Below are 19327 nucleotides of genomic sequence, written 5' to 3'. Positions count from 1 at the left end.
GTCTACCACAAATGGCTTTTCTATTTTTCTAACTTAATTTTACAAACCGCGACTAAATACCAAGGATAAGAATGTTATTCGAGATGCTTATAAGAAAATGGATGCCATTCGGGATCGTTTAGCAGAAGCAGGTATTACAGTAGGATAATAAATTAGAGTCTATACAACTAGGTATAGGCTTTTTTGTTTGAACAAATATATTAGGGGCTGGAGATCAATTTAATCAATTTACGTTGATCGTGGCTAATTTTCGTCTAGCTATACGTTGACTGGGGATAGATACCAAAAATTCAATATAAATATATTTCGTTTTTCTATCTGTTTCCCATTTAACTCGATTTTCGTGTTCGATTAAATTTCGCTTTCTAGTCAGCAGATATATGCTTCTGAAGCCTAACTTACCGTAGATTTTACAATTTCAGACTTCAAAATTGCGAAAAATAGCTATAATACTATTGTTAGACGAAATTTATAATTTCCCAATGTGTTCACTCGGACTATTTTTCACTTCTAAAGTATAGTAAAATAGGGGCTAGATGAAATGGCAAGTTAAATTCTGAAAATCCTGTAATTTCAACGTTTAGAAGCTATATTGATATGGTTGGAGTTAAACGTCAAAAATGGCCAAAATGGCCAGAGAACTTTCAGCTTCTGAATGGGAAAATATAACAGGACTTTCAGCTTCTGAGTGGGAAACAACTTAAAAAAGTATAACAAAATTATATAGAATGAATTAAGATATAAGATTCTAAATTTTGGTGATTTAGGGCAAAAATGGTTGCGGCAAAAATCATCAGTTTACCGATTTAATACAGGAACATTTTTTTGATTCTATACTTATGTAAATGTATCTGTTCTGATATGATTATTTCTAGAGAGATTGGGAGAAGATAACGAAAAATAATAGAATCCATCAAAGGAAGTGTTTAATGACACATGGTAATACTTACGGAATCGGTTAAGGAGTTGGTTGAAAGTGAAAGATTTATACCGCATCTTTTTTGGGACTTATACTACAAGTTGGAGATAGAAGGGTAATTTGAGCTGTGTATGAGCCTAATTAAACTAACTGAGTGCAGAGACGAGTTCTATCGTGTGTGTAGTTTATACTTTGCGGTACATACAGCTGGGCTGGCAGAGTATAATGGAGAACTAGATAAAGAGATAGTGCGGTGTGGAGTGGATGGCAAAGCACTGGCGAAGTTTATGGGAGACCTGTAAGGGTCTCTTTTTTTGTGTGTTTTAATGATAATTTTAGTGATTATAGGTTTATGGGAATGGCTTATTTAAGGGGGTATGGGGTGATTTGGAGTGTATATTTAGGGATTTAGAGGAATTATAGGGGGCTGGGCAGGGGAGAATTGGGGGTTTGGGGTTAATTATTGTGGTTTTAATAGGTGGTTTGGGTGGGGGTGGTTGTGATTGGAATGGTGGGAATGCTGGTGTGGTGGGGGTTGATGGGGTTTGGAATAGGGTGGTTGGTGAAAAATTGGTGTTGTGTGAGATGAGCTACTGTCTAAAATTAGGCCCCTATATTTTTATCTTTTTGAATAAAATACCCCCGGGGGCGGCTCTAAAGTATGCCCATATAATACATGTTATGTAGATATAGGCAAAATCTACGGTAAATATACATATTGTATGCAAAATATTTATGGAATACGACTTTTTATCACTCTTGCCAAAAAGCCGCAAACCCCGCGTACTGCCGGTGGCGCCGGTCGGCTTTGACCCACTGGACGTAACGGCGGTAAACGACAGCCCGTTGGTCGGCTGGGACGGCTTGCCAAGCCCGCAGGTCAGCCGCTTGGCCGCCACTGACGATGTTGACATAATTGCCACCCGCTGCCAAAGTCTTGGGCGCGCGGTAGGCGGCCTGGTCCTTGATAATAATTTGCCCGGTTGGTGCTTGCAAGCGGCCGGTGAGGGCGAAATACCGGATGGCGGGGTCCTGGGGGTGGTCAACATCTAACCGTTGGTGGGTGTGGCGGTAGGGATAAGGAACATGGTGCGCTCCGTGGGGGATGCCATAGTTAAAGGACTCGGTATTGGCAATTTGGGCCAGCTCGGCGGCTTGGTAGCCTTGGCCCCTTGCGTCGACTTGACCGTTGGCGCGGCAGTGGTGTTGGTAGGCATTCCACTCGGAGACGAATTGTTCACTGGTTAAATCGACAATCAATTCGATCATCCGCCCGCGGTTGTAGCGCCAAGCGGGATCGTTGGCGGTTAGCTGGACCTTCATGTTGTGCGGGTAGGTAAAGGGCTGGGCCGTGCGGTTGTGCAAGCTGGCGTTCGTGGTGTAATCAGCGCGGAGCTGGTGGTCGGTGAGAAATTGTAAAAGGCGTTGGTAATCCGTTGCAGCCGGTGCTGGGTGAGGGTAGGCGCGTAGGTAGGCCAGAGCAGCCCGATCCAGGTAGGAGCGAAAGCAGTGGAGCTGGTGGCCCAGGGCATCACGCCCCAGCCCGGTCCGGCCGTAAGCCTGGCAGACCAGCTGGCGCACCAGGGGGTAATAATCACACAGTGGGTTGAGCTGTGCGCTGAACCGGTAGGCCGCTTGGCCGGTGGCGTTCAACTGTAAAAAGCCGTGCGGATCAACGGCCGCTTGTAAGTGCCCCGTCAGCATTAAGCGCAGTTTGGCCGCAGGAGCCAGCCGGCTGGCCCGCAGCATGGTGGTGTAAAGGTCGCTGCCGACGCGATGGAGCTGACGCCACGCCCGGTCCAACTGCGCCGCAGGGGCCGGGGCGGGCCGCTGGTTGGTCAGCGCCGTGACGTAAGCGCGGCAGGCAGAGACATCCCAGCCTTCGCGGCGCAAGGTGGCAAGCTGGGTGGCCAGGGTGGTTTGTAAGGTTGGTTGTGCGTAGCGGCGGCAGTAGCGCTGGCTAACCTGCTGCAAGCGCCAGGCCTGCCAACGGTGCCGAAAAGTTGCTATTACCAATGTGGGCCTCCTTTCACAAAAATCCAGCGGGGATGAAAAATGATAAAATAAGGGTAACGAGCCAGAAAGGGGGCAGTCAGATGCCGCAGCAAGTCGATCCGAACCAAGGCTTATCCGCCGCCCAGGTGGCCCAGCGCCAGGCGGCTGGGCAGGTGAACCAAGCGGTGGCGCCGCCCGTGCGGACGGTCAAACAAATTATTAGTGCCAACGTCTTTACCTACTTTAATTTGATTTTTGTGGTGCTGACGGTGCTGCTGTGTGTGGTCCAATCCTTTCGCAACCTGACCTTTTTGCCGATTATCATCGCCAACACCTTGATCGGGATTTTTCAAGAGGTGCGCGCGAAAAAGATTTTGGATGAACTCACGATGCTCAACGTCCCCCACGCGACCGTGATCCGGGGCGGCCAGCGCCAGCAGATTGCCGTGGATCAGCTGGTCTTAGATGACATCGTGGTGTACCAGACCGGTGATCAAATTGCGGCGGATGCCAAGGTCAGCGCCGGCGAAGTTTTGGTCAACGAAGCCCTGTTGACCGGGGAAGCCGACGAAATCAAAAAGTCGGTGGGGACCGCCTTGATGTCGGGGAGCTTTGTGGTCGCCGGGGCGTGTCGGGCCCAAGTGACCGCGGTCGGCGCGGCCGCCTACATTAACCAGCTGACCTTAGCGGCGAAGGCGACGCCCCACGCTGAGCAATCCGAAATGATTCGCTCCTTGGACCAATTGATCAAGGTGATTGGGGTGGCGTTGGTGCCCCTCGGGATCCTGTTGGTTTGGCAGGGGTGGGCCGTCAACCATGAAAGTCTTCACGACAGTATTACCTCGATGGTTGCCGCAATTTTGGGGATGATTCCCGAGGGCCTGTATCTCTTGGCCAGCGTGGCCCTGGCGGTCAGTGCCAGTCGCTTGGCTAAGCAGCGGGTCTTATTGCACGAGATGAAAAGCATCGAAACCCTGGCCCGGGTTGATACCCTGTGTGTCGACAAAACCGGCACGATTACGGAGAATACGATGCAAGTTACGGCGTGGCAACCCGCGGCTGGTCAGAACAGGGAAACGGTGCAAGCCCAAATGACGCAGCTGCTCAGCGTCTTGGCCCCGGATAACAGCACGATGCAGGCCCTGCAGGCGGCCTTTCCCGCCCCGCAGCCGGCGCAGGCGACGGCGGTCCTGCCCTTTACCTCGCGCAATAAGTATAGCGCAGCCCAATTTGGGGCGACCACTTATGTGATCGGGGCCCCCGAATTTGTGCTGGGGAATAGCGTTGCCCTACCCCCGGCCGTGGCGGCCGCCCGGGAACGGGGCCAACGGGTCTTAGTCTTTGGCCAGGCGGCCGGGCTGCAAGCAACGCAACTTCAGGGGCCGGTAACCCCTTTAGCCTACGTCCAATTGACCAACCCGGTCCGGCCCCAAGCCCCGCAGACCTTTGCCTACTTCCGCCAACAGGGCGTGGCGGTCAAAGTCATTTCCGGTGATAATCCGGCGACGGTGGCCGCCGTGGCCCAAGCGGCGCAAATTAAAGGGGCGGCGGACTTTGTCGATGCGACGACGTTACGGACGCCCGCGGCGCTGCAGGCCGCCGCGGCCAAGCATACGGTCTTTGGGCGGGTCACCCCGGAGCAAAAGCGGCAATTGATCCAGGCCCTGCAAGCCCAGGGTCACACGGTTGCGATGACCGGCGATGGGGTCAACGACGTCTTGGCCCTAAAGGACGCCGATTGCAGCATTGCGATGGCCTCGGGCAGCGAGGCGGCTATCCACGTGGCCCAAGTGGTCTTGTTGGATTCGGACTTTGCCTGTCTGCCAGCGGTCGTCTTGGAAGGGCGGCGGGTGGTCAATAACATCCAGCAGTCGGCCAGCCTCTTTTTGGTTAAGAACCTCTTTTCCTTTTTGATGGCCCTTTTAGCGGTTGCGTTTATCTTTACCTACCCGCTCAAGCCGGCCCAAGTGTCCTTATGGGGGTTGGTCACGATCGGACTGCCCGGCTTCTTCTTAGCCTTGCAGCCGAATCATGAACGCCTGCGCGGCCACTTTTTGACCAACGTTATGTTCTTGGCCCTGCCGGGGGGCTTAACGGACGTGATTGTGGTGGGGATGATGGTTGCTTTGGCCCAGGTCTTTAACTTGACCTACGCCGATTATTCGACCGTTGCCGTCTTACTCTTGATTTTGGTAGGGTTACGCGTCTTGTACCGGACCTGCCAGCCCTTCGATCGAGTGCGGCGCTTGATTTACGCTGGTTGTCTCCTGGCCCTGGCCGGCGGGAGCTTAGCGACCCCGTGGCTGTTTGGCTTGACCTGGCCGAGCTTGCGCGGCTGGGCGATCTTGGGCTTGGTCGCCTTGACGACGGGGCCAATTTTGCATGGGACGACTTGGGTGGTCAGCCGGGTCGAAAAGTGGTACCATCACCAGCCTGGCCCTTCATCTCATTTTTCCAGCCGGTAGCCAAAGCCGCGGACGGTCTTGAGCCACTGGGGTTGTTTGGGATCGTCCTCTAATTTATCGCGCAGGTGCGAGATGTGAATGTCCACGATCCGTGAAGTGCCCAGCAGGTCGTAGCCCCAAACGCCGTTGAGCAGTTGCTCGCGGCTGAGGACTTGGTTTTGGTGCTCCAATAAGTAGACTAACAGTTGAAATTCCTTCTTGGTCAGGTTTAGAGCCTGGCCATTTTTCGTAACGGTGTAATTAGTGGGATCGACGGTGATGGTTCCCAATTGGTAGGTCGTGGTCGGTGGCGCGGCCGGCGTGGGGGTGGCCACCGTCGCGGGGGCGTTTTGGTAGACCCAAGTCCGCTGGTCAAACAGGGCGCTAAAGACGCTCATGGCCAGCGTGCGATCGATCACGGCGTCGGCCTTGGCCCGGTAGAGTTTGCGTTGTTCGCGTTCACTAGGGGTCGTGGCAATGGCGATGATTGGGTGAGCGAAAGTCTCCCGGATCAGCATCACCGTCGCCAAAGTCGTGTCTAAATTGCTGGCGGCCAGATCCCATAAGAGGCCGTCATAATCGGCTTGGTTTAAGGCGACCACGATGCTGGTGGCGGTGGTTAAGGCCGTAATCTGCCAGTCATTTTGTTGCCCGGCCTTATGCAGCCGCGCCAAAAAAGCTTGATCCTTGGAAAGTACCAGTAGCTGTTTAATCGTCGTCGCCCCCTAAATTTACATAACCTTTACATTCTTCCGGGTAAAGCTTTACATCGCTTCAGTATGCTTTATTTGTACCATGATGTGACAAGGAAAACAACCGGGGTGAATCACCCCACGGAAGGGAAAGATCAAGCATGAAAAAAGGATGGCTCGCATTCCTGGTGATTGTGGTCGGGCTCTTGGGGTGGGGCGCTTGGAGCGCCCACTCCAGCGGTCAACTCAAACAGGCGAAGGTCACCAACGTTGGTTCGACGGCCCTGCAGCCGCTGGCCGAAGCGGCGGTACCGGGCTTTAATCAGCAGCACCCGCGGGTGAACGTCACGATCCAAGGGGGTGGCTCGGGGACCGGGCTCAGCCAGGTTCAAGCTGGGGCTGTCGACCTCGGTTCTTCGGACGTCTACGCCGAACAAAAAAAGGGGATTGACGCGACTAAGCTCGAAGACCATATCGTGGCCGTCGCCGGGATTGTCCCGATCGTTAATCCAAAGTTGAAGGTCAACAATTTGACGACCGACCAGCTGCGCCGGATTTTTACCGGGGAAATTACCAATTGGCAAGCCGTTGGCGGCCCCGATGAAAAAATCACGATCATCAACCGGGCGGACGGGTCCGGGACCCGGTTGGCCTTTGAAGATTTGATCCTAAAGGGGCAAGCGCCGAAACCGGCCCAGGAACAAGATTCCAACGGGACCGTCAAGCAAATTGTCGCCAACACCCCGGGGGCGATCAGCTACGTCGCCCTGCCGTACGTCAATTCAACTGTTAAGACGCTGACCTTGAACGGGGTAAAAGCGACGGCGGCCAATATTCAAACCAACCGCTGGCCGCTGTGGTCTTACGAACACGTCTACCTCCGGAAAAACGCCAGCCCGGCGGCCCGCGCCTTTGTTAAGTACCTGACTTCGCCAACGGTCCAACAAACCTTGGTCCCTAAGGCCCACTACGTCAGCGTCGATGAGATGCAAGTGCACCGGGATGCCCACGGCAAGCTTAGTCCAGTGAAAGGAAAGTAATCATGGAAAATTGGCATACTTATTTGACCGGGGCTTCGAAGGAACGCCAACAGGAACGCCGCGGTCGTTGGCTGACCAGCCTGGCCCTGCTGGTGATCGGGGCGCTGGTGGTGACGATTCTGCTCTTCTTAATTGCCAAGGGGGTCCGCCTCTTTACGACCGGGGAAGGGAAACTCACCGAATTCTTCTTTAGCCCGACCTGGGCGCCCGGGGCCGGCGTGTTTGGCGCCGCCCCCATGATCGTCACCTCCCTGATTGTGACGGTGGTGGCTGGGCTCATCGGCCTGCCCTTTGCCTTGGCGGTGGCCCTGGCAGTGACCGAAATTCTGCCACCCGTCGCCAAGAAACTCCTTCAGCCGGTCATTGAGCTGCTGGTCGGGATTCCCTCAGTCGTCTACGGGCTGGTGGGGCTGACGGTGATCGTGCCGGCCGTTCGCCAGCTCGTCGGGGGGACCGGCTTTGGCCTGGTCGCCGCGGTCGGGGTCTTATACCTGATGATCATGCCGACGATGACCTCGATGGCCATTGAAGCCTTGCAAGCCGTCCCCAAGCAACAACGCCAAGCCTCGGCGGGTCTGGGGGCGACGCGGTGGCAGACAATCCACCGGGTGGTCTTACCGGCCGCGCGGGGCGGGATTTTAACGGCGATGATCTTCGGGATGGCCCGGGCCTTCGGGGAAGCCTTAGCGGTCCAAATGGTGATTGGGAATGCGGCGATCATGCCGACCAGCCTGCAGAGCTCGGCGGCGACCTTGACCAGCGTCTTAACGACCGGGATGGGGAACACGATTATGGGGACCGCCGCCAACGATGCCCTCTGGGCCCTGGCCTTGGTCCTGCTGGCGATGTCCTTATTGTTCAACCTCGGGATGCGCTTGGTTACGAAAAAGGGCTAGCTGATAATTTGGAGGAAATGATATGCAAAAAGCAGAAAAACAAGATCGCCTGGCGACGGGATTGATCCTAGGCTTGGCTGGGATCGCCGCTTTAATCGTCATCAGTTTGGTCGCCTACTTATTGATCACCGGGCTACCCCACGTCTCCTGGCACTTTTTGACCAGCTCGGCGTCGGCTTTTACCAGTGGCGGGGGGATCTTTGACCAACTCTTTAACTCCTTTTACCTGGTAATTTTGACCCTGGCGGTGGCGGTCCCACTGGCCTTGGGGGCGGCAATCTACCTGAGTGAATACGCGCCGCAAAATGGCTGGACCAACGCCTTGCGCCTGGCGATTGAAGTCTTGAGTTCCTTGCCGTCGATTGTGATCGGGTTGTTTGGCTACCTGGTCTTTGTCCTGCGCTGGGGGTTAGACTTCTCTCTCTTGGCCGGGGCCTTGGCGCTGACGATCATCAACCTGCCGCTTTTGACGCGGGCCTGCGAGACGGCCCTCCAGCAAGTGCCGGCCTTGCAACGCCAAGCCGGGCTAGGCCTCGGGATGCCCAAGTGGCAAGTGACCCTTAAAATCGTCCTGCCCCAGGCCTTGCCGGGGATTTTGACCGGGGCAATTTTAAGTGCCGGCCGGATCTTTGGGGAAGCGGCCGCCTTGATCTACACCGCCGGGCAGAGCACGGTCAACGTCGATTACACCAACTGGAATCCCTTTGCGCCGACCAGCTTTTTGAACCCGATGCGGCCGGCTGAAACCCTGGCCGTCCACATTTGGAAGGTCAATACCGAAGGGTTGATTCCCGATGCGGCCGCAGTGTCCAGTGGGGCCGCGGCTGTCTTGATCTTGACGATTTTAATCTTTAACCTGAGTGCCCGGGGGCTGGGGAATTACCTGGCCCGGCGCTTGCGCAAATAACCAGCAGAAAGGATGCTTTAGCATGAATGAAATTGCCTTAGCAGTGCAAAACGTCGCCGTCGCTTACGGGGAAAAGCCAGTCGTCACCGACGTCAACATGGAGTTTCCCGCCCACCAGATTACCGCGCTGATCGGGGCCTCGGGGTCAGGGAAGTCAACCTTATTGCGGAGCTTGAACCGGATGAACGATGAAATCGCCACGGTGACCGGCCAGATTAATTTCCACGGCGTCGACATCAACCGGCCCGAAACCAACGTTTACCGGGTCCGCCAACAAATCGGGATGGTCTTTCAACAACCCACCCCCTTTCCGATGTCAATTTATGAAAACGTGATCTACGGCTTGCGCTTGCGCGGGGAAAAGGACCGTACCGTCTTAGACCAACGGGTGGAAGCAAGCCTTAAGCAAGCCGCCCTCTGGGAAGAAGTCAAGGATCGGCTGCAGACCAGCGCCCAGGCCCTCTCTGGGGGCCAGCAGCAGCGGCTGTGCATTGCCCGGACCCTGGCCACCCAGCCGGAAATCATCCTGATGGACGAACCGACCAGTGCCTTAGACCCGATTTCGACCAACCAGATCGAAGCCACCCTGGCCCAGTTAAAAGAGCAATTTACGATCATAATCGTGACCCACAATATGCAGCAGGCCTCGCGAATTTCAGATTGGACGGCTTACTTTGAGCAGGGCAAGCTGGTAGAATTTAAACCAACCGACCAATTATTTATGAACCCGAGCGAGCAACGGACGGCGGATTACTTGAGCGGCAAGTTTGGCTAGGAAAAGTGAGGTAAAGAAATGAGCGTTATCTTTGAAGCAGAATTAAAGAAGTTACGGTCGCGCTTTATGGAAATGGGGATTGATGCTAGCGAGCAACTCTATCAAGCCACCAAGGCCTTTATTGACCACGATAATGAACTGGCCAAGCACGTCTTAAACCGCGACCAAGACATTAACGATGAAGAAGTCAGCTTGGAAAAGCGGGCCCTGAAGGTGATGGCCCTCCAACAACCCCTGGCCAGCGACTTTCGCGAAATCATCAGTATTTTAAAGGCCAGCAACGATGTGGAACGGATCGGGGACTACACGACCCATATCGCCCGGGCAACGGTGAATTTAAATCAGGTCCACCACGTGCCGGCGATTGAAAAAGAAATTTCACAAATGACGGAATTAGTGCGGCAGATGTTGGAAAAGGTCATGGATGCCTACGCCAATAATGATGAACAAGCGGCTTATGAAGTCGCTAACCAGGACTTGGAAGTCGACGTCATTTATGTGCGCCAGCAAAAGGCGATTTTGGCGGGGATGATGGCCAATCACGACCGGATCCCGGCTTACGAAACCTACATGGGTGTAATTCGCAACCTGGAACGGGCGGGCGATCACATCGTCAACTTAGCCGAGTGGATTATCTACATTGCCTCCGGGAAACTGGTGGAACTCAACCCGGGCAAGACCGATCCGAGTTTGGTTAAGCAGCGGCTGGTGAAAACAGACAACTAGAGCAAGCGGGGGTGCGCCAAAGGGGGCCCCGCTTTTTTAGTTGACCGCGGTTTTTAAAGTTGGGGCGGGGCGAAACTTAAGATTCGACGTAAAATGAAAAATCGGTTAAAATCAAATGAGAATCATGCTAAAATAAAGACTTCCAAGTTAGATGATACGCGGAGGAAAAAATATGAAAACGCAAACTGATCAGCCCCAAGAGCTTTCCCGCGGCCTCAAGAGCCGCCATGTCCAGCTGATCGCCCTGGGTGGGACGATTGGGACCGGGCTGTTCTTGGGTTCGGGCAAGTCGATCCATTCGGCCGGCCCGGCGATTCTCTTAGCCTACATTATTACGGGAATCATGTGCTTCTTGTTGATGCGGGCGCTCGGGGAAATTTTATTGGCAAACTTGAACTACCGCTCCTTTATTGAGGCGATTAAGGACTTCTTGGGCCCGCGGATTGCGGCCGTGGTCGGCTGGACCTACTGGGCCTGTTGGATTGCCGTGGCGATGGGGGAAATCATCGCGATTGGGACCTATATCCATTTATGGTTGCCCCACTTGCCAATCTGGGTCCCGGGGTTGTTGACCTTGGGCTTATTGTTGAGCCTGAACCTCGCGACCGTCTCGGCCTTTGGTGAAACCGAATTTTGGTTTGCGATGATTAAGATTGTCGCCATCATCGCTTTGGTCTTGATTGGGATTGGCTTAGTGTTAATGGGCTTTCAAAGCGGCGGCGAGCGGGCCTCGGTGGCCAACCTCGTCAAGCACGGCGGCTTTTTTGCTACCGGTTTTTCGGGCTTTATGCTGTCCTTTCAAATGGTCGTCTTTGCCTTTGTCGGGATTGAAATGGTGGGGATGACGGCCTCGGAAACTGCCGACCCGGCCCGGGTGATTCCCAAAGCAATTAATGCGATCCCACTGCGGATCATTCTCTTTTACATCGGGGCCTTGGCGGTGATCATGACCCTGTATCCATGGAACCGGCTCGATCCCAATAACAGTCCCTTTGTGATGGTCTTTAAAGAAATCGGGATTCCCGGGGCAGCCGACGTGGTGAACTTTGTCGTCTTAACGGCGGCGGCCTCGGCCTGCAACAGTTCCTTGTACACGACTGGCCGCTTGCTGGCGGAATTGACCCACGACGTCAAAAACCCGGCGCTGCGAAGCCTCAGTCGCTTGTCCAAGCGGCAGGTGCCGGCCCGGGCCCTGGCTTTTTCAGCCCTGATGATTTCGACAACCTTGGGCTTGAGCTTTGTGATCCCCAACCAGCTCTTTGTCCTGGTGACCTCGGTGGCGACGACCTGCTTCCTCTTTATCTGGGCGGCGATCGTCTGGGCGCACCTGCGCTTTAAAAAGCAGCACTGGGTCCAAACCCGCTTTGCCATGCCGCTCTATCCCTTGAGTGATTACTTGATTTTAATCTTCTTAGCGATGGTGCTCGGGGTCTTGTGCTTTGAAAAAGAGACCTTACTGGCGCTGATCTTTACCTTGGCCTGGCTGGCGGGGCTCTACTTGGCCTTTCGTAAGATGCCCAACCAAATTGAGTGGCAGTCTGACCAAGACCAGCAGCAATAGAAAAAACGTCGTTCCGGTGGGAACGGCGTTTTTTGGTGGAGTTAAAAGAGGTCGGCTTCCAATGCCGCTAATTGGGCCTGGTAGGTCTTGGTGGTTAACAGCAGGTCCTGAGCCAAGCGTTTGATCCGGCTGGTGATTTCATCGGTCACGATCTGATCGCCTGCGAGGTCCTTTTCTTCAACGTAAAGGGTGCTGGGCAGCAAGACGGCCTTCATGAAGTTAAGGATCGGCTTGAGTTGGTAGTCGGCGACTAAAAAGTGGCGCGGACTACCAGCAGTGATTACCGCCGTGGCCACCTTATCGGCCAGCGCTCGGGCCGGCAGGAGGTCGAGGACGTTTTTAAGGGCCCCGGAAATCCCAGCTTGGTAGACGGGGGAGCCAAAGACCAACGCGTCGGCTTGCATAATCGTTTCGGCCACGTAGCGGGTATCCCCCTCGTATTCGCGGAAGTCGCGGCCGTCGCTAAAGACCAGTTGCAGTTGCCGCAGGTCCAAGAGGGTGACTTTGGCGGCGGGCGCCTGAATTTGCAGTTCCTTTTGCAGGGCGGTTAAGACGGTCGCGGTTTTACTACCGGTGATCGCACCGGCGACTAAAACGATGTTCATTTGACTTGACCTCCGGGATAAGTTTGGGTGTATTTTTTGACGGTTGGCAAGACCTTGGTCCCTAAGATTTCGATTTGCTTGAGGACTTCGTGGTGTGGCAGCCCACCAAAATCAATGTGGGCAATGTAGCGTTGCATACCAAATTCTTCGTATTGGTAGAGCAGCTTTTCAATGATTTGTTCCGGGTCGCCGATCAGCATGACTTCTTGCGGGTCGCGTTGCATCGCAAAGAGTCGTTTATTAAAGCCGTAGCCGTTGGCCTTCTTCATTCCTTCATTGAGGTAGGGGTAATAGGCCCGCAAGGCACTTGGCATGTCGGCAGCCGAATAGAACAGCCCCCCGGTCGTGACCGGAAAATCAGCGGGATTAAAGCCGTGGCGCTGTAAACTTTCGCGGTAGACGTCGATCGTTTGTTTGAAGCGCGAGACCGGTCCGGCCAGCATCGCCACTTGCATCGGCACCCCGGCCATCCCAGCCTTGATGGCACTTTGGGCGGGGCCGCCGACTCCCCGCCAGATTGGCATTGTCCCGTTTAACGGCCGCGGGTAGACGGTGGCGTCCTCCAGGGGCGCGCGGAACTTACCGGACCAGGTGACCTTGTCCTGACGAGCGAGCTGCAAGAGCAAATCAAATTTTTCTTCAAATAATTCTTCGTAGTCGGCCAGATCGTAGCCCAAGAGTTTGAAGAGGCCCACCCGTGACGCCCGGCCGCCGGTTAATTCGGCCCGGCCGTTGGAGAGCAAGTCTAAGGTAGCGAAGTTTTCAAAGATCCGGACAGGGTCGGAAGTCGAGACGACGGTAACCCCGGAGCCGATTTTAATTTTTTCCGTCGCCCGGGCAATCGCGCCAAGGATGACGGCGTGGGCCTGGCTGACGAAGAATTCCTGGTGGCTTTCGCCGAGGGCAAAGTAGTCCAGGCCAACAGCTTCGGCGGTCGTCGCCATTTCAATCAGGTGGTCAATGCGTTCCCTTTCACTGGGCATTTGGCCGGTGTTAGGGTCGGGCATCCGGTCCCCGAGGGTGTAGATGCCGATCTCGAGGCCGTTTTCCGGGTGGATGCGGTAATCTGTCATGGTCATAGTGAGCACCTCCGTGGTTCGTTCTTACTTTATGTAAGTATCATAACCGAGCCAGGGAAGGAAGAAAAGACGGCACTTTGAAGGTATCAGGTTACTTTTAAGAAACCACCTGGCTTGGCAGGACGCGGGGGACCTTCTATAATGTAGAAAAAACGCAAAGGGGGAACCACCATGGCCTTTGAACCTGTCGATTGCCGGATTGATGCGGGCTTGGACAGTTTATTGGGAAAGTGGAAGATTCCGGTCTTGATCCAGTTGCGGGCCACGCCGGTGCTGCGCTTTTCGGATCTGCAACGGGCCTTGCCGGACGTGACCAAAAAAATGCTCACCCAGACCCTGCGGGAGCTGGCCGCGGATGATCTGGTCCAGCGGACCGTCTATCCGACCGTGCCGCCCAAAGTCGAATACCGCCTAACGGCCCACGGCCAGGAGTTGATCCCAACTTTGGATGCCCTGCACGCCTGGGGAATCCATCATCGCGCCCACTTACAGGCGTTGGGACAGCAGGGGACGGAGGCCAAATAAAATCTTTTTTGCCCCTGTCAAGAAAAAATCCTTTACAATCATTTGGAAACTTGGTATATTATTACCTGTTAGAAATAAAGGGCAAGGAGGTGTGAATGCATGTCTGTTAAGATTCGTTTAAAGCGGATGGGTTCCAAGCGGCGCCCATTCTACCGGATCGTGGTTGCTGACTCACGTTCACCACGTGACGGTCGTTTCATCACTACGTTGGGGACTTACAACCCATTGACGACGCCAAAGGAAGTTAAGTTCGACGAAGACGCAGTTATGGAATGGTTGCAAAAGGGGGCACAACCTTCCGACACGGTCCGGAACATGTTCCAAAAGGCCGGGGTTATGCAAAAGTTCCACGAAGCTAAGTACGCTAAGAAGTAATGGGATTGGTTAATGGTTACAACAGATTTTTCAGAGTTAGTGTTAACCTTGGTACGGCCCTTGGTGCAAAAGCCAACCGCCGTCAAGGTTACCCCGCGGGAAGATGAGCGTTACATTAATTACGTTCTCGACGTCGATCCGGCTGACGTTGGCCGGGTGATTGGTCGCCAGGGGCACGTAATCTCGGCATTACGGACCCTGGTTGAAGGGGCCCGGGATAAGCGGGTGAACGCAAAGAAAATTAGGTTGGTAATCAATGACCAGCGCCATTAATGAAGGGGTCGTGACGAGTAATTGTCGCGGCCCTTTTTTCTACTGAACCACTTGAATTAACGAGCTAAAGGAGGCAGACGTGAATTACTACCACGTTGGGAAAATTGTAAATACCCACGGGATTCGGGGCGAAGTCAAGGTCATGGTGACGACGGACTTTCCCGAGGACCGCTTTCAAGTTGGCAAGCAGCTGGTGATCTTAAAAGGGAACATCCCGGTGGAGGTGACGATCCAACAAGCTCGCGCCCACAAGGGGATGGAGCTGCTGAAGTTTAAGGAGTACGACAATATTAATGACGTCCAGACCTTCCGGGACTGCTACTTAGCGGTACCCGAAGAAGCGCAAGGCGAACTGGCCGAGGGAGAGTACTACTACCACCAAATTATTGGCCTGGTCGTCGAGACGACGGCTGGGCAAGCTTTAGGGACGATTAAAGAAATCTTGGCACCGGGGGCCAACGACGTTTGGGTCGTTCAGCGGCCGGGGCAAAAGGACTTATTGTTACCCGTCATTGACGACGTCGTTAAAGACGTTGATCTAGCCGCCGGGGTCGTGACGGTCGAATTAATGGAGGGGTTGGAATAATGCGGATTGATATCTTAAGCCTCTTTCCGGACATGTTTAACGCTACGTTGGGCCAGTCGATCGTCGGCCGGGCCCAAGCTGATGGTTTCTTAGACATCAAGGTCACTGATTTTCGGCACTTCACCACTGACAAGCACAATCACGTCGACGATGCGCCCTTCGGGGGTGGAGCGGGGATGCTCTTGCAAGCCCAGCCGATCTTTGATGCGATGGCGGCCATTGAAGCCGAAACTAAGGACCAGTACCCCAAAGGCCGGGTGATCCTGCTCGATCCGGCCGGCCGGCGCTTTGATCAGGCCTACGCCCGCGAATTGGCCCAAGAAGAGCACCTGACCTTTATTTGTGGGCACTACGAAGGCTACGACGAACGGATCCGGACCCTGGTGACCGATGAAGCCTCACTGGGCGATTACGTCTTGACCGGGGGCGAGTTGGCCGCGATGGTGATGATCGATGCGACCGCTCGCTTTGTCCCAGGGGTCTTGGGCAACATGGCCTCCCCGATGGGCGATTCGTTCTCTAACGGGCTGCTCGAATACCCGCAGTACACGCGGCCCGCGGATTTTCGCGGGATGAAGGTGCCTGAAGTCCTGACTTCGGGGAACCACCAAAAGATCCGCGAATGGCGGATGCGAGAATCCCTGCGCCGGACCTTGGAGCGGCGGCCGGACCTCTTGGAAACCGCCCCGCTGACCCCAGAACAGCGGATCATGCTGCAGGACTTGCGCTTAGAAGAAGCAGGTGACCAATAGATGAAAAAGTTACTTGCGCGCTTGTTGTTGCGGGAGGATCCCGCGACTTACCAATTAAAAGACGGCAGCTTGGCCCCGACTTTGACGACCTTGGATTTAATCGGCTTGGGGACCGGGATGGTGGTCGGCACGGCCATCTTTACTTTGCCGGGAATTGTGGCGGCTGAGCACACCGGCCCGGCCGTGCCGTTGGCCTTTATTGTTGCGGCGGTTGGGGCCGGCTTGTCGGCGTTGGCCTACGCGGAAACCTCGTCGGTCTTACCCTTTGCCGGGTCGGCCTTTTCGTGGATGAATGTCTTGTTTGGGGAGTTCTTTGGCTGGATTGCTGGCTGGGCGCTCTTGGCGGAATACTTCATCTCGGTCGCCTTTGTCGCCTCGGGCTGGTCAGCGTATATGCAGGGATTCTTAGCTTCGCTGGGGGTTAAGCTGCCAGTGGCCTTGACCAGGGGCTTTAATCCCCACCAGGGTTCGTATCTGGACTTATTTGCCGCGTTGGCGATCCTGTTGGTCGGGTGGCTGGTTTCCCATGGGGTTCACCAGGTCAGCCGGATTGAAAACGCGATTGTGGCGATCAAGCTGCTGGTGATCATTCTCTTCGTGGCGGTCGGGGTGACGGCCCTGCACCCGCAAAACTACACCCCCTTTATCCCGCCGCACCGGCCGGGGACGACCTTTGGGGGCCTCAGCGGGATTATGGCGGGGGCTTCGCAGATCTTCATTGCCTACGTTGGCTTTGATGCGATTGCGGCCAATACCGCCGAAACTAAGAACCCCCAAAAGACGATGCCCCGCGGGCTGATTGGAACCTTGGTGTTAGGGACGGGCTTTTTTATCGCCGTTTCCCTGGTCTTGGTCGGAATGTTCCCGTACTACCGCTATGCCAATAATGCCGAACCCGCGGCCTGGGCCCTGCGCCAAGCTGGCCATCCCTTGGTCGCCAATCTCTTGTCGGTAGTGGCCTTGGTTGGGATTTTTTCGGCGCTGATTGCGATCCTCTTGGCTTCGTCACGATTGATTTATGCTTTTGGCCGCGATGGTTTGTTACCCAAGGGCTTGGGCCATATTGATGATAAGCACGTGCCGAATCATGCGCTGTGGACGATTACGGTGCTAGCAATGGTCCTCGGGTCGGTCTTTCCCTTTACCTTCCTGGCGACTTTGGTATCAGCGGGGACGTTGGTGGCCTTTATCTTTGTATCACTGGGAATCTACGCTTTGCGCAAGCGCGAAGGAATCGATTTGCCGGAAGCTTCGTTTAAGATGCCCGGATACCCGGTCTTACCAGCCCTGTCGGCGCTGTTCTCGGCGGTTATTTTCTGGAACCTGGATGTCGATGCCAAATTGCTGATGGTCGGCTGGTTTGTCATTGGGCTGTTGGTCTACTTTGGCTACGGGATCCGCCACTCGGTGCTGGTGAAGCGGAAAAAATAAGTTACCCTTGCATCGGTGGGGGAGATGTGTTATATTACTAAAGGCTGTTTAGCCGGATAAACGGTATTCCGCTGTTCCCAAGGGAAAGAATGAATGCCGATGAAAGGAATAAATAAAATGCGTCAAAATCAATTGATCGAAAAGATCACCGCAAGTCAATTACGTAGTGACATCCCTGCTTTCCGGGCCGGGGATACGGTTCGGGTTCACGCCCTGATCGTTGAAGGGAGCCGGGAACGGGTTCAAATCTTTGAAGGGGTTGTTATCAAGCGCCACGGTGCTGGCATCTCCGCTACCTACACTGTTCGGAAGATCAGTAACGGGGTTGGGGTGGAACGGACTTTCCCAGTTCACTCCCCACGGGTAGAAAAGATCGAAGTTGTTCGTTACGGTCGGGTACGTCGTGCTAAGCTGTACTACCTGCGTGAACGGACTGGTAAGGGTGCGCGGATCGCGGAACGTCGTCGCGACATCTAATTACCGAACAGAGCTCCCAGTTGGGGGCTCTTTTTTATGCCTAAAAAAGCGGTGCTCCCGTGTAGGGTGGCACCGCTTTTGTGAGCTTAAGACTACTTTTGGAGTGAATACTTGCCTTAGCCAAGGACTTAGTTATTACCATAGATTGAACTTAGCTGGGCCTTAACGTTGGCGTCGTTTTGGGTGGCCGGATTATTGGCGGCCCATTCGCCGGCTTCGCCCTCACCGTTGTCGCCAACTAAAATATCGGTACCGGCAAAGGTTTCGTGGTGGAAGCTGTGGCCGGCCACCATGACCTTATCGTCGCCATTAGCATGGTCGGCGGATGAGGCGGCCGTTTGTTGATTACTGTTAGCGGCCGGCGTTGCTGATTGCTCATCCGATGAAGAATTGGCCGATGCCGTTTGGCTGGTGTTACCAGCCCTTTTGCGCAAGTCAATGGTTTGTGCCTCAGCGGTTGTGTGGGCTGCTGCGTCAATTAATTCGGGGGACACGAGCTTGAATTGATCGAGCTTCCCTTGATCGCTCTTTTTGGCGATGGCGATTAAAGTGCCGGATTTTTTAGCCTTGGGCTGGATGCTAGCGTTAGTGGCCAGATCGGCGGCGCCATCATTAGTGGCGAGTTGCTCGCCCTGGGGATTGATGACCTCAAACCCATTGGAAGTAATTTTTTGATCCGACGTGTTGGTCAAAACATACTCAACTTGGTACACGTAAAATTTCTTGCCCAGGTCTTGGCCGAGGTTGGTCTCGTAATCAGTCCGCTGCTTTTTCGTGGCAGCGTCCATTTGGAGCAGCTTTGCCGTCTTGATTTTAATCGTGGCCCCGTCCAATTGGTAGGTGCGATCATAGTGCTTGATCGCCAGCAGGGTTACTTTGGGGTCAGTAGCGTCACTTTTGGTGTACTGGCCCACTTTAGTGAGGGGACCATCGACCTCATTGGCGTTGTGCTGAGCGGAAGGGGAAGCGCCACAGGCGGCAAGACTGAAGCCTCATAGTAGGGTTATTCCGAGCGTAAGTAACTTTTTCATGGTAGATTTCCTCCCAAATCGCAGCTTTTAGCGTCAATCACGTTTGGACGTCCTGACCAATTGTAGCAAAAATTTAACGGGCGGAATAGCTAGGTTGCTTACTTTTGTGCCACGGTACCGCTGGTTTGAAAAATTACTTTTGGTTTTGGCCGTTTTTGGGAATTGACACACGACATATCTAAAAATTAATGTCATTAAGTTAAGGGTAAAAATACGGTTAGTAGGTCACTTTTGTCGC

The 19327-nt window shown here is 54.4% G+C and carries 19 protein-coding genes; 14 read left to right on the top strand and 5 right to left on the bottom strand.

Annotated elements, in window-relative coordinates:
- Positions 1 to 1672 precede the first annotated feature (1672 nt).
- Complete coding sequence (locus tag FC43_RS03840; RefSeq protein ID WP_056954283.1) at positions 1673 to 2935, bottom strand: DUF3114 domain-containing protein; 1263 nt, start codon at positions 2933 to 2935, stop codon at positions 1673 to 1675.
- 80 nt (positions 2936 to 3015) lie between these two features.
- Here FC43_RS03840 and FC43_RS03835 point away from each other — a divergent pair, with 80 nt between their 5' ends.
- Positions 3016 to 5379, top strand: a complete 2364-nt coding sequence (locus FC43_RS03835; protein ID WP_056954281.1) for an HAD-IC family P-type ATPase — start codon at positions 3016 to 3018, stop codon at positions 5377 to 5379.
- On the opposite strand, the gene FC43_RS03830 is transcribed toward FC43_RS03835, so the two are convergent.
- Positions 5361 to 6032 carry a winged helix-turn-helix transcriptional regulator gene (locus FC43_RS03830; protein WP_056954279.1) on the bottom strand — a complete coding sequence of 224 codons (672 nt, stop codon included), beginning with the start codon at positions 6030 to 6032 and terminating at the stop codon, positions 5361 to 5363. The two genes, FC43_RS03835 and FC43_RS03830, sit on opposite strands and share 19 nt — an antisense overlap.
- 179 nt (positions 6033 to 6211) lie before the next feature.
- On the opposite strand from FC43_RS03830, the gene FC43_RS03825 reads away from it, so the two are divergent.
- The 6 genes from FC43_RS03825 to FC43_RS03800 all read left to right on the top strand — a co-directional run bounded on the left by FC43_RS03825 (position 6212) and on the right by FC43_RS03800 (position 11955).
- A complete protein-coding gene (locus FC43_RS03825) occupies positions 6212 to 7090 on the top strand; it encodes a phosphate ABC transporter substrate-binding protein (RefSeq protein ID WP_056954277.1) in 879 nt (292 codons plus the stop codon).
- Positions 7091 to 7092: 2 nt separating this feature from the next.
- A complete protein-coding gene (pstC, locus tag FC43_RS03820) occupies positions 7093 to 7986 on the top strand; it encodes a phosphate ABC transporter permease subunit PstC (protein ID WP_019205792.1) in 894 nt (297 codons plus the stop codon).
- 22 nt (positions 7987 to 8008) lie between these two features.
- Complete coding sequence (gene pstA, locus FC43_RS03815) at positions 8009 to 8893, top strand: phosphate ABC transporter permease PstA (RefSeq protein WP_056954275.1); 885 nt, start codon at positions 8009 to 8011, stop codon at positions 8891 to 8893.
- Between the two features lie 22 nt (positions 8894 to 8915).
- Complete coding sequence (gene pstB / locus FC43_RS03810) at positions 8916 to 9668, top strand: phosphate ABC transporter ATP-binding protein PstB (protein WP_056954273.1); 753 nt, start codon at positions 8916 to 8918, stop codon at positions 9666 to 9668.
- Between the two features lie 18 nt (positions 9669 to 9686).
- Positions 9687 to 10394 carry a phosphate signaling complex protein PhoU gene (phoU, locus tag FC43_RS03805; protein ID WP_056954271.1) on the top strand — a complete coding sequence of 236 codons (708 nt, stop codon included), beginning with the start codon at positions 9687 to 9689 and terminating at the stop codon, positions 10392 to 10394.
- A 172-nt stretch (positions 10395 to 10566) separates the two neighbouring features.
- The gene (locus tag FC43_RS03800; protein WP_056954270.1) at positions 10567 to 11955 is read left to right on the top strand and encodes an amino acid permease; all 1389 of its coding nucleotides are present in this window, start codon (positions 10567 to 10569) and stop codon (positions 11953 to 11955) included.
- 41 nt (positions 11956 to 11996) lie between these two features.
- On the opposite strand, the gene FC43_RS03795 is transcribed toward FC43_RS03800, so the two are convergent.
- Positions 11997 to 12560 (bottom strand): NADPH-dependent FMN reductase, encoded by a 564-nt coding sequence (locus FC43_RS03795; RefSeq protein WP_056954268.1) that lies wholly within the window; start codon positions 12558 to 12560, stop codon positions 11997 to 11999.
- A complete protein-coding gene (locus FC43_RS03790; protein WP_056954266.1) occupies positions 12557 to 13639 on the bottom strand; it encodes an LLM class flavin-dependent oxidoreductase in 1083 nt (360 codons plus the stop codon). Before FC43_RS03790 ends, FC43_RS03795 begins: the two co-directional genes overlap by 4 nt.
- 171 nt (positions 13640 to 13810) lie before the next feature.
- On the opposite strand from FC43_RS03790, the gene FC43_RS03785 reads away from it, so the two are divergent.
- The 7 genes from FC43_RS03785 to rplS all read left to right on the top strand — a co-directional run bounded on the left by FC43_RS03785 (position 13811) and on the right by rplS (position 18058).
- On the top strand, positions 13811 to 14164 hold the full coding sequence (locus FC43_RS03785) for a winged helix-turn-helix transcriptional regulator (protein ID WP_056954264.1): 354 nt from the start codon (positions 13811 to 13813) through the stop codon (positions 14162 to 14164).
- 99 nt (positions 14165 to 14263) lie between these two features.
- Entirely contained in the window at positions 14264 to 14539 is a 276-nt protein-coding gene (gene rpsP / locus FC43_RS03780; RefSeq protein WP_019205784.1) for a 30S ribosomal protein S16, read from the top strand.
- Between the two features lie 12 nt (positions 14540 to 14551).
- On the top strand, positions 14552 to 14812 hold the full coding sequence (locus tag FC43_RS03775) for a KH domain-containing protein (protein WP_056954262.1): 261 nt from the start codon (positions 14552 to 14554) through the stop codon (positions 14810 to 14812).
- 79 nt (positions 14813 to 14891) lie between these two features.
- The gene (gene rimM / locus FC43_RS03770) at positions 14892 to 15398 is read left to right on the top strand and encodes a ribosome maturation factor RimM (RefSeq protein ID WP_056954260.1); all 507 of its coding nucleotides are present in this window, start codon (positions 14892 to 14894) and stop codon (positions 15396 to 15398) included.
- The gene (gene trmD / locus FC43_RS03765) at positions 15398 to 16150 is read left to right on the top strand and encodes a tRNA (guanosine(37)-N1)-methyltransferase TrmD (protein WP_056954258.1); all 753 of its coding nucleotides are present in this window, start codon (positions 15398 to 15400) and stop codon (positions 16148 to 16150) included. The genes rimM and trmD overlap by 1 nt, the downstream gene beginning before the upstream one ends.
- Positions 16151 to 17581, top strand: coding sequence for an APC family permease (locus FC43_RS03760; RefSeq protein WP_056954256.1), 1431 nt, complete (start codon positions 16151 to 16153; stop codon positions 17579 to 17581). It abuts the gene before it with no gap.
- Positions 17582 to 17698: 117 nt separating this feature from the next.
- On the top strand, positions 17699 to 18058 hold the full coding sequence (gene rplS / locus FC43_RS03755; RefSeq protein ID WP_019205779.1) for a 50S ribosomal protein L19: 360 nt from the start codon (positions 17699 to 17701) through the stop codon (positions 18056 to 18058).
- Between the two features lie 128 nt (positions 18059 to 18186).
- On the opposite strand, the gene FC43_RS03750 is transcribed toward rplS, so the two are convergent.
- Positions 18187 to 18972, bottom strand: a complete 786-nt coding sequence (locus tag FC43_RS03750; protein ID WP_056954254.1) for a hypothetical protein — start codon at positions 18970 to 18972, stop codon at positions 18187 to 18189.
- Positions 18973 to 19327 lie beyond the last annotated feature (355 nt).

The organism is Limosilactobacillus ingluviei DSM 15946, from assembly GCF_001435775.1.
In the GTDB taxonomy this organism is placed as follows: domain Bacteria; phylum Bacillota; class Bacilli; order Lactobacillales; family Lactobacillaceae; genus Limosilactobacillus; species Limosilactobacillus ingluviei.
This window is presented reverse-complemented; position numbering and strand designations above follow the sequence as displayed.